This is a genomic window from Sphingomonas sp. NFX23 (assembly GCF_049887795.1).
Lineage (GTDB): Bacteria > Pseudomonadota > Alphaproteobacteria > Sphingomonadales > Sphingomonadaceae > Sphingomonas.
In genome coordinates this window covers 147,453-161,491 of record NZ_JAGEKH010000004.1, presented here as the reverse complement: position 1 = coordinate 161,491, position 14,039 = coordinate 147,453, and the positions used below count along the sequence as shown (strand labels likewise).

The following is a 14,039-nucleotide window of genomic DNA, read 5'->3' as shown; positions in this document are numbered from 1 at the left end:
CCCTCTCCCCCTCGGGGAGAGGGTTGGGTGAGGGGCTGTTCGAAGCGGTACATTGCTTGGCGGCCCCTCACCCCGGCCCTCTCCCCAGAGGGGAGAGGGAGCAGTAGATGCGCATTCATCGCCGCGGCAATTCTACGGTGATCAGCGTACCCGCACCGGGCTCCGACACCAGTTCGATCGTCCCGCCATGCGCTTCCACGAACTGTTTCGCCAACGGCAGTCCGAGACCCAAAGCGCGATCCCCCATAGGCTTCGATTCCGCGAACCGATCAAAAGCATGCGCCACCGCCTCCGCATCCATTCCGACACCATCATCCGAAACCACGATCCGCGCCGACGTCGCATTGCCATCGGTATGCAGCAGCACGCGCCCACCGTCGGGCGTCGCCGCGACCGCATGCCGCAGCAGATGCTCGACGACCTCCTTCAACCGCTTCGGATTGCCGTTCACGCGCCCAGTCGACCGCGCGACCTCGATCGCGAAATCGAGTTTGCGTCGCTTGGCCGAGGGCAGGATCGTTTCCGCCGCCGCGCGCACGGTGGCCGCGAGTTCCACGTCGCTGCGGTCGGTTTCCGCACGGTCGCTCTCCGCGCGCGTCAGGTCGAGCACGTCGTCGACCAGCAAGCCCAGCCGCTCGACTGATTCGAGGATCGCCCCGACATACCCTTCGGCTTGCGGCGTCAGCGCGCCCGCGTAGCCGCCGTGGAGCATCTCCGCGAACCCGCTGATCGACGTCAGTGGCGTGCGCAGCTCATAGCTCATGTTCGCGACGAACGCGGTCTTCACCTTGTCGGTCGCCTCGAGCGCATCCGCCCGGTCACGCAACGCCTGCTCCGCGCGGCGGCTGTCGGTGATGTCGAGCATCGTGAACAGCGCATTCCCATCCGGCAACGGCACACCCGCAAACTCGAAATGCCGCCCGTCCGCGAACGCCACGCGCCCGCCGCGCTGCTGGCGCCCGACCGTCGCCGACCGCACCAGATCCGGGATCAATGCCGACCGGCCAGGTGTCGCGAGTTTCGCACCGGCGGCTTCGGCGAACGCATCGACGCGGGGATGCGAAGCAAGGAATTCTTCCTCCAGGCCCCACAGCGCGCGAAACCGGTTGTTCCACAACTGCAACCGACCATCCGCCGCGAACACGCCAAGCGCCTCGAACAGATTGTCGAACGTCGCGGTCCGCACCCGCAGCAACGTGTCGCGCGCGCTGGCGAGCTGGACCTGCTCGGTGCGATCCTCGAAGATGAGCAACAAGCCACCATCGGGAAGCGGCTGCGCGACCACGCGGAGATGCGTGCCACCGCGCAGGTGCCAATTCTCCTCCATCGCGCCGCCACCCTGGGCCGAGCCGGTCTGCATGAACCAGTCGCGCCGCTCCGCCTTCCAGCTTGGAAAGTCGCGGACTTCAGGTAGCCGGTTAGCCTCGCGCATCCGCTCCAGCACGCGGTCGAACTCGGGGCGGTCGGCGAGCCATTCGCTCCGCATCGCGAACATCCGCCGGAACGGCTGGTTGCAGAATACGAGCGAGCGATCCCCGCCGAACTGCGCGACGCCTGCCGACAGCCGGTCGAGCATCGCTCGCTGGGCTTCCGCAAAACGCTTGGCGCCCGACCGTGCCTGCTCCAGTTCCTCGATATCGATCGCGAACCCGGCCACGCCGCCGCTCGGCAACGGTACGTCGTAGATCTGCAGCGATCGCCGCGCGCCGTCGATCGTCGCGGGCAGGACCTGTTGATGCGGACGCCCCTGCTCCCGCGCGACCGCGGCGCCAGCGAGCGGCCCACCCCGCCCCGATCCCTCGACCAATTCTAGTCCACGCGCCACGACATCCGCGGCATCGCGCCCCTCGACCGCATCGACGTAAGCCGAGTTCACCATCGCCAGCCGCAAGTCGGTCGCACGGTACCACATCGGCATCGGCGCGGCCTCGATCAGCCCGGTCAGCGACTCATACGCCTCGCCGAGCCGTGCAGTCTCGGAACCAAGTCGCGCGATCTCCGCCTCGCTGTCGGTCGCATCGAACGCCCATAGCAAGACCGCCCCGGTCGCCCCCATCTCGCCCGGCGCGCGCCCGCCGCGAAAGGTGATCGCCCGCGTCGAGCCCTGCAATCGCACCGACCGCACGAACGCCCGCCCCGACCGCTGCGCCGCCGTGACGTCGGCAATCAATCGCGCGGCATCGTCCGCAGACAGCCCCGCCCCCCCGGCAGCAAGCTCCGCGATCGACCGCGGTGCCGCGTCGAGCCCCAGCCAGTCCGCCATCCGCTGCGTCATCTCGATCCGCCCGCCCGAGCGGATCACCGTCACGATCGCCGGCGACCCATCGAGGATCGTCTGCAACTGCGCGCTTGCCTCGACTGCTTCCATCGCCCCGGCACGGGCACGCAGACCGACGTAAACCAACGCCAACCCAGCAAGGATTAGCAGAAGGAGTATTGCTCCGATCGTCACGGCGACACCGGTCCCGATGATCATGTTTAGGGAGCGCATCGCGATATCATTCGACCATGTAGGCCAAACCGTCCCCCGGGGGAAAGCCACGAAACAAGGAAAAGGGCAGGCCCGACATACGGACCCGCCCTTCGCGGTCTTTCGACCTTCAGCGATGGAGGATGCGGTTTAGAGCTTCACACGCGCGCCAACGTACATGGAGCGGCCGACGTTATCGAAAATCGCACCGTCTGCAACACCCAGCTGGCCGTAGGGCGGCTTCTTATCGGTCAGGTTGTCGACGCCACCATAGAAGGTGAAGCGCTTGTCAACGTCAACCGATGCACGCAGCGCATGATAGACGACCGACGGGTAATAGACGCGATCAGCATAGTACGGATCGAGTGCGGCCACGCCATTGGTTTCGTGCTGCGCTTCCCAATCTGTAATCGACTGGCGACCGATGTAGCGGAGCTGGTAGCCGAACGTGACTGGACCATGCGTATAATCGGCCGAGACGTTGAAGTTGTAGACCGGGTCGCCCAGCTCGCCCTTGACGCGCTCCTTCTGGCCAGGGTTGTCGAGGTACGGATAATCCGTGCGGTCGCGAACCCAGGTACCGACGAACCGCAGTGCGATCTTGTCATCGGCGAAGATGCGGCGGTTGTACGACACATCCACGTCGATGCCCTTGGCCCGCAGCGCCGCGAAGTTGACCGTGCTCTGGAGCAGTGCAGTCTGGGCGAACTCACCACTCGACTGGCGCGGATTGATCAGGCCGCAGAACTGGTTGTCCAGCGACGCTGCGTCGTAGCAGGCGTCGAGGATGGTCTGCGCGCCGACTGCGGCGATGACGTTACTGATCTTGATGTCGTAATAATCAGCCGTGATCGCAAGGCCGGGAATGAACGACGGCTGGAGGATGACGCCGTACGTCCAGCTCCGCGACGTCTCCGCCTCGAGGTTGGGGTTGCCGCCCGACAGGAACTCGGTGCTGCCGCCGCGTGCCGCATTGTTGATGAAGTTGGCGGGAACGCCAGCTGCGGCGCAGTTGGCGGCGCGCGTCGAGCGACCAGTCTTGATGAAGTTGATGTCGCAGGGATCGTTCAGAATGTCGAAGTTCTGCGACGGCGACGAGTAGAGGTCGCTCAGCGTCGGCGCGCGGACGGCCTTGGCGTAGCTTACGCGGAACTTGATATCGCGAACCGGCGCATACAGCGCCCCTGCATTCCAGGTCCAGACGGTACCCGCCGAGCCCTTATAGTCCGCAACGCGAACGGCAGCATTCGCCGACAGTTCCTCGGCAAAACGCGTTCCCTTGAGCAGTGGCAGGTTGATCTCGCCATATGCTTCTTTCACCGCAAACGATGGCGGAGCAAAATCGGGAATGGCATTGAGGAAGGTCGCGCCCGACTTCACCTGGTCGTCATACGAATACGAAGCAGTCTCACGGCGATATTCGCCGCCGAGTGCGAACTGGACCGGACCGCCGGGGAGTTCGAACAGCTGCGAACTGTCGCCGACGATATTTGCCGTCACGTCGAACTCGGTCGCCTTGCCGGTACGCTGCGAAGTCGTGTTGATGTAATTGAGGGCCGCCTGGCTGGGGGCGCCATTACCGAGCACGTTCAACGGCACGCAGTTCGGATCGGTGACGCTGGTCTGGTTGATCCGGCAGACGATGGTACCCGCGCCGTTCCGAACCGTATCTACCGCATTGTAGAAGTTCTGGTTGATGCGGTTGTTGAAGAACGACGAGCGGGTCCGGAACTCGCCATAGTTGACCGAAAAATCATACTTCCAGTCAGTGTTGAACGTTCCTTCCGCGCCGCCGACGATCCGATAGGTATCGCGGCGGTCGAATTCGTCGCGTGTCCCGAAATCGTTGTTATTGCGGTTCAAGCGGAAGAACTGTGCGCCAGCTGGCAGCAACGAACGGATCGTCGCGGCATCGCCGGGCTGCAGATATGGGTTATCGAACGAGATCGGAATGCCGATCGTCTGCCGGCTAAACCCGCCAATGGCCGCGCGCGTGAAGGGATTCCCGTCTGCGTCCTCGTCCGCGACGGTGCCTTGCTCGCCGCCCTGGGCAAAGGTCGGCGTGCCTTGGTTGAAGCTCTCGACGCGAACGAACTTCGCTTCGATGAACGGCTTGAAGGCATCGGACACGTCGAAGTGGCCGAGCAGGTTGGCGACGTAGCGCTTCAACGCCGGCTGAAGCGTGCCGCGGTCGTTGAGGATGCCGCCGTCGCCGCCGTTGTTGTTGTTCGAGCCCGCCGGGCGGAAGTCGGTACCGTAGTTATATTCGTACAGCGATCCGCCGGAGTTGAAACCGAACACGCGGGGATAGCCGTTGGCGAGGCAGCCTGCCGCCACGGTGCCGTTGGCGCAGCTGCCGATCCCGGAGCCGTTATAGGCGATGAAATTGCCGCCATTGTCGTAACCGAAGCTATGAACATTGTTGAGGAAGGTGCGGTTCGGAACCGTGTTGTCGAGCGCCGGGCTGTCCACCAGCTGGAATTGTCGACGTCCGCTATACGCACCCGTCAGACCTGGCCGGTCGGCATAGGTGACGAGGTCGGACTGGTTATATTCAAGGTTCAGCGCGATGTTGCCGCGGCCGTCTGCGAAGTTCTGACCGTAAGTACCACTGAGACGATACGTGCCGTGATCGCCCTTGTCGCTCAACCCGCTTTGCGCGTTGAGCGTGAGGCCCTCGAAGTTCCGCTTGAGCACGAAGTTGACGACGCCCGCCATCGCGTCCGAACCGTAGACCGCGGACTGGCCGCCAGTGACCGCATCGACGCGTTCGATCAGATCGGTCGGGATGGTGTTGGTATCGACCAGGAAATCACCTTCGGACGAGGTGATGTGCCGACGGCCGTTGACCAGCACCAGCGTGCGGGTAACGCCGAGACCGCGCATATCTAGGAAGTTCAGGCCCGAGGTGCCGATGAACTGCGTCGAACTGGCTTGGCTGTAGGTCGAGCGCAACGACGGAAGATCGTTCAGAACGTCGCCGACCGTGATAGCACCGGTGCGCGTGAGATCGGCAATCGTCAGCGTGGTGACCGGAGCAGGCGAGTCGAGTGTGGGACGCGCAATACGCGAGCCGGTCACGACGATTTCACTGCCGGCATTGGCCTCCGGCGCAACAGTCTGCGCAACCGCGCCCGTCGTGGTATCCGAACCTACGGGAGCGGCCGGATCGGTGCCGGGTGCCTGTGTCTGCGCGTCCACCGGCGTCGCTGTCTGCGCTGCTGCCGGAATTGCCGAGGCCAATACGAATGCGACCGTGGACGCAGTTACGAACAATCCGGACTTCCGGATCGAGATGCCAACCATACTGAGTAACCCTCTGAACCTAAGCTTTATACTGAGCCCAGAAGGACACCTTTTCTGTCTATTTTTCAATCCTTACAACGAAACATTGCGGTTATGTGACATCCTCGCAACACGGATGCGTAACGAAAAGGCCGCGCCTACCTGATGGTGGACGCGGCCCTTTACGCAGCGATCGTGTGGACGATCAGTAGCGGTAGTGGTCCGGCTTGAACGGGCCTTCGACCGGCACGCCGATGTAACCGGCCTGCTTGTCCGAGAGCTTCGACAGCTTCACGCCGAGCTTCTCGAGGTGGAGCATCGCGACCTTCTCGTCGAGGTGCTTCGGCAGGACGTAGACTTCGTTCTTGTAGTTCTCACCCTTGGTCCAGAGCTCGATCTGCGCGAGCGTCTGGTTGGTGAACGACGCCGACATCACGAACGACGGGTGGCCGGTGGCGCAACCCAGGTTCACCAGGCGACCCTTCGCCAGGATGATGATCTGCTTGCCGTCCGGGAACTTCACCAGGTCGGTGCCGGGCTTCACTTCGGTCCAGTCGTAGTTCGACAGCGCGGCGATCTGGATCTCCGAGTCGAAGTGACCGATGTTGCAGACGATCGACATCGGCTTCATCGCCTTCATGTGATCGGCGGTGATGACGTCGGCGTTGCCGGTCGCGGTGCAGAAGATGTCGGCGCGCTTCACGGCCTCTTCCATCGTCACGACTTCGAAGCCCTCCATCGCCGCCTGCAGTGCGCAGATCGGATCGACTTCGGTGACCATCACGCGCGCGCCGCCGTTGCGGAGCGACTGGGCCGAGCCCTTGCCGACGTCACCGAAACCGGCAACGCAGGCGACCTTGCCGGCGAGCATGACGTCGGTCGCGCGACGGATCGCGTCGACCAGCGATTCCTTGCAGCCGTAGAGGTTGTCGAACTTCGACTTGGTGACCGAGTCGTTCACGTTGATCGCCGGGAAGGGAAGCTCGCCCTTCTTGGCGATCTCGTACAGGCGGTGGACACCCGTGGTGGTCTCTTCCGAGACGCCCTTCAGATTCTTGACGGTCTCGGTCAAGTAGCCCGGGTTCTTCGCGACGTACGCCTTCAGCGCACGCTGCATCTCGACCTCTTCCTCGTTCTCGGGCTCGGGCATCGTGTGGCCGGCTTCGAGCTTGGCGCCCCAGAGTGCGAACATCGTCGCGTCGCCGCCGTCATCGAGGATGATGTTGGCGGTCTGGCCCTCTACGTCGCGATCCCACGAGAAGATGTCGCCGACATAGTTCCAGTAATCCGCGAGGCTCTCGCCCTTGATCGCGAACACCGGCACGCCGGTCGCGGCGATCGCTGCGGCGGCGTGGTCCTGCGTCGAGAAGATGTTGCACGTCGCCCAGCGGACGTCGGCGCCGAGCGCGGTCAGCGTCTCGATCAGCACCGCGGTCTGGATCGTCATGTGCAGCGAGCCGGTGATGCGCGCGCCCTTGAGCGGCTGCGCTGCGCCGAACTCGGTACGCAGCGACATCAGGCCGGGCATTTCGGTCTCGGCGATGTTGATCTCGGCGCGGCCGAAATCGGCGAGGCTGATGTCGGCGACGACGTAGTCGGTCGCATTGCCGGACTGCGCGGGGGCGAGGGTGGTGGCCACGATGGGTCTCCTGGAAATTCTGTGATCGGCGAGCCTCATGCCCGTGCCGGATGCCGTGCCACTTAGGCGATCGGAGGCCTCAAATCAAATATAAAGATATCTTTATATGATGCCTGGAGGAGGTCACGACGATACTCCCTGATACCCATGTTCTCCTGCGAACGCAGGAGCCCAGGGTAACGAACGGTGGCCTATGTGATCCTGGGCTCCTGCGTTCGCAGGAGAACGGCTAGGCCCGCCCCGTCTCCGCGACAAGCAAGCGCGGATCCACGCCGGCCTGCGCAAACGCCATCGTCCAGCGATCCTCCGCCACGGTCTCAAACAGCAGTTCGGCATCCCCGGCCACGTTGAACCACCCCGGCCGCGACAGCTCACCCTCGAGCTGTCCGCCATCCCAACCGGCATAGCCGAGCGCCACCACCCACTCCGAAGGGCCCTTCCCCTCGGCGATCGCGCGGAGCACGTCGACCGTGCTCGACAGCTTCCACCGCCCGGCGACGTCGACCGAATCCTGCCCACCCCAGTCGGACGAATGCACGACGAACCCGCGCCGCGACTCGACCGGCCCGCCGAAATGCACCGGCGCGTTGGGGGCGTCGCCCGGCTCGATCCCGAACTGTTCGAGCAGATCGTGAAAACCCAGACCGTCGATCGTCGCGCCGATCCCGATGCCGATCGCGCCATTCTCGTCATGGCTGCACATCGCGATCACCGCGCGGGCGAACCGCGGATCGCTCATCCCCGGCATCGCGAGCAGGAATTGTCCGGAAAGAAAGGGCGTCTTGTCCATGCGTTCGACCATAGCGACGCGGACGATCGCCCGCCACGCTTGAAATACGCGCTTCCGCGTCCAAGGTACGGCTCGCCCGCGAGAAACGCGCGGCGACAGGAGATTTCAGATGACGATCAGCGTCGGCGACCGGCTTCCCACCACCAATCTCGTCAAGGCGACCGCAGACGGCCCCGACCAGGTCGACACCGACAGCTTCTTCAAGGGCCGCAAGGTCGCGCTGTTCGCGGTCCCCGGCGCGTTCACGCCGACCTGTTCGGCCAAGCACCTTCCCGGTTTCGTCGAGAAGGAAGCCGAACTGAAGGCCAAGGGCATCGACGAGGTCGCCTGCGTCTCGGTCAACGACGCGTTCGTGATGGGTGCGTGGGGCAAGTCGGCGGGCGCTGGCGACATCACCATGCTGGCGGACGGCAATGGCGATTTCGCCAAGGCGATCGGGCTGACGATGGACGGCTCGGGCTTCGGCATGGGCACGCGCAGCCAGCGTTACTCGATGCTGGTCAACGACGGCGTGGTCGAGCAGCTGAACGTCGAGGCACCCGGCGAATTCAAGGTGAGCTCGGCGGAACATCTGCTCAGCGAGATCTGATCCTCCCCGGCACGGGGAGGGGGACCGTTCGGCACCTTTGCCGAAGGGTGGAGGGGGCTCACCGCGAGCGTTACGGTCGCGGAGCGCCCCCTCCGTCAGCCCGAGTGGGCTGCCACCTCCCCGACACGGGGAGGATTTAGGTGGTCTTGCCACCGTAACGTCCGCCACCTAACACTGCCCGATGACAATCGCATCCGACCTCGTCGCCGAACTCGACCGCCTCTACCGCGCCTCCGTCGAGCGCCTCCAAGCCGCCATGAGCGCCTATATCGCCGACGGCACGACGCCCGATCCCGACAGCCGCACCGACGGTTCGTTCGCCTATCCCGAGATCCGGCTGACCTATAAGGGCGGCGTCGACCGCCCGACCCCGCTGCGATCGTTCGGCCGTCTGGTCAACGCGGGCGAATACCGCATCAGCGTCACCAAGCCCGCGATCTTTGCCGAATATCTGATCGAACAGCTGACGCTGCTGATCGAGGATTACGACGTCACTGTCGAAGCCGTCGAAGGCCGCCAGGAAATCCCGTTCCCTTACGTGATCGAACCCGGCCACGCGCTGAGCCTCGACGAGGTGTCTGCCACCGAATTGTCGCGGCATTTCCCCGCGACCGAACTCGCGCATATCGGCGACGAAATCGCCGACGGCCTCTGGGTCGCCAACGACGAGACGCGTCCGCTCGCGCTGTTCGACGGCCTGCGCACCGATTTCAGCCTTGCCCGCCTGCGCCATTACATGGGCACGCCCGCCGAACACGCGCAGCGCTTCGTGCTGTTCACCAACTATCACCGCTATGTCGACGAGTTCGTCCGCTGGGCCGGCACGCAGTTGGGCGAAGGCTCGCGCTTCACCAGCCTGTCGGGCGCGGGCGGGATCACGATCTCGTCGGGTGACGACATCGACAAGATCATTTCCGACAGCGCCTGGCGCCGCCACCAGATGCCCGCCTATCACCTGATGGCGGACGACCGCACCGGTATCACGCTCGTCAACATCGGCGTCGGCCCGTCCAACGCCAAGACGATCTGCGATCACCTCGCCGTGCTGCGTCCCGAGGCGTGGCTGATGATCGGCCATTGCGGCGGCCTTCGCCCGAGCCAGCGGATCGGCGATTACGTCCTCGCGCATGCGTATCTGCGCGACGACCACGTCCTCGACGACGTCCTGCCCCCCGAAATTCCGATCCCCGCGATCGCCGAAGTCCAGCTCGCCATGGCCAAGGCGGCCGAGATCGTCTCGGGTCAGTCGGGCGAGGAACTCAAGCGCCGCCTTCGCACCGGCACGATCGTCACCACCGACGACCGCAACTGGGAGCTTCGTTACTCGAAGTCCGCGCTGCGCTTCTCGCTCAGCCGCGCCGTTGGGATCGACATGGAGTCCGCGACGATCGCCGCGCAAGGGTATCGCTTCCGCGTCCCCTACGGCACGTTGCTCTGCGTCTCCGACAAGCCTCTCCATGGCGAGCTTAAGCTGCCGGGCCAGGCCAACCGCTTCTACGAGCGCGCGATCAGCGAGCATCTGCGGATCGGGATCGAGACCTGCGAGCAACTCCGCCTCGAAGGGTCGAAGCTCCACAGCCGCAAGCTCCGCGCGTTCGACGAGCCGCCGTTCCGGTAAAAATCGGAGCGGATCGCACGGGAATGCGTTACGCTTCCGGAATCATTGCTGAGGGAAGATAGAAGTGGCCGACACCGACACGCCCGATACGGAAGCAAAGAAGCCCGCCGCCCGCCGTCGCGCGCCGCGCAAGACGAGCGCGCCGAAGGCTGCTCCGGCAGCGACGTCGTCCGCCAAGCCGGTCGCGTCCAAGCCCGTGCCGGTTGCGGACAAGCCTGTCACCGCCGCGTCGTCGAAACCAGTGGCCAAGCCGACGCCAAAGCCGCGCTCGACCAAGCGCAGCACGCCACGGCCTGTTCCTGCACGCAATACGGCCACGCCGGTCGCGGTCGCCAAGCCTCCGGAGAAGACCCGTGGCAAATGGGGGGCTGCTGCGATCTTCAGCGGGGTGGCGGTTGCTGGCGCAGCGGTTGGGGCGCTGCTGACCTTGCGCGGGAGCACGCCGAAGGCTCAGCCAGCGCCCAAGCCGAAGGGTACGCACGCGCATCAAGCGGACGGCACGGACTCGTCGAAGTCGTTCGACGCGGGCATTGCCGATCCAGGGACGGTCCCGGAGTAAGTATCCCCAAGATACTCCACCCCGGCGAAGGCCGGGGCCCAGTTGGAACGTCTTGTGTAACGAAGCTCATCACTCCGTTAGCGACGTTTCCCAACTGGACCCCGGCCTTCGCGGGGGTGGTGCGTTGTAGGTGTCGCCCTCGCTACTAACGTTCCCCCGCGGAGGCGGGGGCCCAGCTAAAGCCACGGAAGCGTTCATAACCCTGGGCCCCCGCCTCCGCGGGGGAACTAGGAGGAAGCGTTAGCGGCCGGTTACCCGGCGCCCCTCACCACCCAGTCGGCTTCCCCTTGTTCTGCACGTCCAGCCAAGCCTTCAACGGCGCGAAATACTCGACCAGCGCCGCGCCCGACATCTCCCGACTCCCCGTGAACACCTGCAACGCATCCGGCCAAGGCTTCGATTGCCCCATGCTCAGCATCGCGTTCAGCTTCGTACCGACCGCCTTGTCACCGTAGAACGAACAGCGATGCAGCGGCCCCTTCCAGCCCGACTGGTCGCACGCCGCTTTGTAGAACTGGAACTGCAACACCCGCGCCAGGAAGTAGCGCGTGTAAGGCACCGCTGCCGGGATATGGTATTTCGCGCCCGCATCGAACTTGGTCTCGTCGCGCGCGACCGGCGGCTTGATACCCTGATACTGAAGCCGCAACTGATCCCACGCCGCCTGATAACCAGTCGTCGGGATTGCGCCCGAGAACACGCCCCAGCGCCATTTGTCGATCAGCAGCCCGAACGGCAGGAACGCGACCTTGTCCATCGCCTGTCGTAGCAGCAGCCCGATGTCCTTGTCCGCGCTCGGCACCTTCGCCTGGTCGAGCAGCCCGATCTTCACCAGGTAATCCGGCGTGATCGACAGCGCGACGGTATCGCCGATCGCCTCGTGGAAACCGTCGTTCGCACCGTTCGCGTACAGAAACGGCTGCGCCTTGTACGCGCGCTGATAGTAATTGTGGCCGAGTTCGTGGTGGATCGTGACGAAATCGTCGGCGTTCACCTTCGTGCACATCTTGACCCGGATATCGTCCTTGGCATCGATATCCCACGCCGACGCATGGCAGATCACGTCGCGGTCGGCAGGCTTGGTGATCTGCGACCGCTTCCAGAACGTCTCCGGCAGCGGTGCGAAGCCGAGCGACGAATAGAAGCCCTCGCCCTGCTTCACCATCTTGAGCGGATCATAGCCCTTGGCCTTGAGCAGGTCGCCGGTGTCGAAACCCAGGTCGCCCGCGCCCTTGGGGGCAACGATGTCGTAGATATTGCCCCATTCCTGCGCCCACATGTTGCCGAGCAGGTCGCTGCGGATCGGCCCGGTCTTCGCCTGCACCGCATCGCCGTATTTCTCGTTCAGCTTCCACCGCGTGTAGGTGTGCAGCGCCATGTAGAGCGGCTCGACCTGCTTCCAGATCTTGTCGGTCAGCGCCGCGAACTGCTCGGGCGTCATGTCGTAGCCAGAGCGCCACAGCGCGCCGACGTCCTTGTAGCCGAGCTCGCGCGCGCCTTCGTTGGAGATCGACGTCATCTTCGCATAGTCGCCGCGCATCGGCGCACCGACCTTGTCGTTCCAGCTCGTCCACATCTCGGTCAGCTTGGCCGGATCGCGCGTCGAGCCCATCGCCGCCTCGATATCCGACCCGTTGATCGGCTTGCCGGCGAGCGTCCCCATGCCCTTGCCGTAGGACGACGACATCTTGGTGGTCAGCGTCGACAGTTCCTCGGAAGCGCCCGGCCGCGTCGGTGCCGGCAGCGTCAGCCCACCGCGCAGCAAATCGAGCTTGCGCTTGGTATCGAACGACAGCCCCGGCAGCGACGCATACCGCGCGGCGCCTAGCGCATACTTCACCCCGAGATCGGTCATCTCCGCGCCCGACTTCGCCGCCAGCGCATCGGTATCGTCAGTGATGTAGGTCGCGTTGACCCACGCCACGCGGTTCGCGTCGAGCGAGGCCGTGGCCATCGCCTTCTCGGCCTCGGCGACGAACGCGTCAGCCTGCGCGACGGTCGGCTTGCCGGTTGCGGCGGGTGCGGTTTGGGCCTGTGCGGACACGGGCGCGGCAATCGCGCACGCGAGCGCGATCAGAGAGACGGTACGGATCATGATCTTCCCCTGGATTATGCCTCCAGAGTGAGCATCCGACCCCGTCTGGTCAACGCCGATCTTTCGAATCCTCCCCCGCCAGGGGGAGGTGGCGCCGAAGGCGACGGAGGGGGAGGAACGCGCAACGGAGGTGGTCGATTACCTCCCCCTCCGTCTGGCAAGCGCCAGCCACCTCCCCCTGGCGGGGGAGGATCGAGGACGGGGCGTCAGCCTGCAAGGAAGTCCGCGATCGCCTGGCCGAGTTCGGGCTTCACCACCGCGCTCATATGCCCACCGGGAGTCTCGACATACGTCCCGTTCGGCAACGCCGCCGCCAGATCCGGTGCCGAACCATTATCCTGATCCTCACCGCCGCACACGACCAACGTCGGCTGCTGTATAGCCTTCACCGACTCCAGCGGCGTATCGACGAACGTCTCGAGGATACCGAGCAACGCGACCGGATCGCCGCCCGTCGTCTTCAGGAACGCCTCCGCCAGCCACTCCGGCGTACCCTGCACATGCTGCCCCAGCTTGGTCAGGATATTGCGGAAATGCCCGGCCCGGCGCGACGTCTGCGTCAGCCCTTCGAGACCCATCCCGGAGAAGATCACCCGCCGCGGCGTCGCGCCCGTCGCCAGCATCCGCGACGTCGTCCGCGCGCCCAGCGAATAGCCGCCAAGGTCATAGTCCGTCAGCCCGAGATGCGCGACCAGCGCGTGGCCATCCTGCGTCAGCGCATCCGCCGGATACGCTTCGAGCCCATGCGGCTTCTCGCTCTCACCGTGCGCGCGCAGGTCCGGCATGATCACCCGGAAACCCTTGGCGGCGATCTTGGCCGCGTGGCCGTAGCGGATCCAGTTGGTCTTCGCATCAGAGAAATAGCCGTGGATCAGCACCACCGGCCGTCCCTCGCCGACCTCGCGCCACGCGATCCGCGTGCCGTCGAAGCTCTCGAAAAACTGGGTCTCGGTCGGGGTGCTGGCCACGGTCACATCCTGCATTGGTTCGCCGC

The 14,039-nt window shown here is 64.7% G+C and carries 9 protein-coding genes; 3 read left to right on the top strand and 6 right to left on the bottom strand.

Going from position 1 to position 14,039, the window contains the following annotated elements; translation table 11 throughout:
• Positions 1 to 115 precede the first annotated feature (115 nt).
• From J4O76_RS11710 to J4O76_RS11695, 4 genes are all read right to left on the bottom strand, one after another.
• Complete coding sequence (locus J4O76_RS11710) at positions 116 to 2,476, bottom strand: PAS-domain containing protein (protein WP_426281991.1); 2,361 nt, start codon at positions 2,474 to 2,476, stop codon at positions 116 to 118.
• Positions 2,477 to 2,620: 144 nt separating this feature from the next.
• Positions 2,621 to 5,776, bottom strand: coding sequence for a TonB-dependent receptor domain-containing protein (locus J4O76_RS11705; RefSeq protein WP_426281989.1), 3,156 nt, complete (start codon positions 5,774 to 5,776; stop codon positions 2,621 to 2,623).
• A 184-nt stretch (positions 5,777 to 5,960) separates the two neighbouring features.
• Positions 5,961 to 7,394 (bottom strand): adenosylhomocysteinase, encoded by a 1,434-nt coding sequence (gene ahcY, locus J4O76_RS11700; protein WP_107954828.1) that lies wholly within the window; start codon positions 7,392 to 7,394, stop codon positions 5,961 to 5,963.
• Positions 7,395 to 7,623: 229 nt separating this feature from the next.
• Entirely contained in the window at positions 7,624 to 8,184 is a 561-nt protein-coding gene (locus J4O76_RS11695) for a YqgE/AlgH family protein (protein WP_426281987.1), read from the bottom strand.
• 109 nt (positions 8,185 to 8,293) lie between these two features.
• Between J4O76_RS11695 and J4O76_RS11690 the strand changes: the two genes are divergently transcribed.
• The 3 genes from J4O76_RS11690 (at position 8,294) to J4O76_RS11680 (ending at position 10,950) form a co-directional block, all read left to right on the top strand.
• Positions 8,294 to 8,773 (top strand): peroxiredoxin, encoded by a 480-nt coding sequence (locus J4O76_RS11690; RefSeq protein WP_107954829.1) that lies wholly within the window; start codon positions 8,294 to 8,296, stop codon positions 8,771 to 8,773.
• A gap of 181 nt (positions 8,774 to 8,954) precedes the next feature.
• A complete protein-coding gene (locus tag J4O76_RS11685; RefSeq protein ID WP_426281985.1) occupies positions 8,955 to 10,391 on the top strand; it encodes an AMP nucleosidase in 1,437 nt (478 codons plus the stop codon).
• A 64-nt stretch (positions 10,392 to 10,455) separates the two neighbouring features.
• Positions 10,456 to 10,950 (top strand): hypothetical protein, encoded by a 495-nt coding sequence (locus tag J4O76_RS11680; RefSeq protein WP_426281983.1) that lies wholly within the window; start codon positions 10,456 to 10,458, stop codon positions 10,948 to 10,950.
• A gap of 265 nt (positions 10,951 to 11,215) precedes the next feature.
• Here J4O76_RS11680 and J4O76_RS11675 read toward each other — a convergent pair whose 3' ends face one another.
• A complete protein-coding gene (locus tag J4O76_RS11675; protein ID WP_426281981.1) occupies positions 11,216 to 13,045 on the bottom strand; it encodes a M2 family metallopeptidase in 1,830 nt (609 codons plus the stop codon).
• A 206-nt stretch (positions 13,046 to 13,251) separates the two neighbouring features.
• Positions 13,252 to 14,028, bottom strand: a complete 777-nt coding sequence (locus J4O76_RS11670) for an alpha/beta fold hydrolase (protein WP_426281979.1) — start codon at positions 14,026 to 14,028, stop codon at positions 13,252 to 13,254.
• Positions 14,029 to 14,039 lie beyond the last annotated feature (11 nt).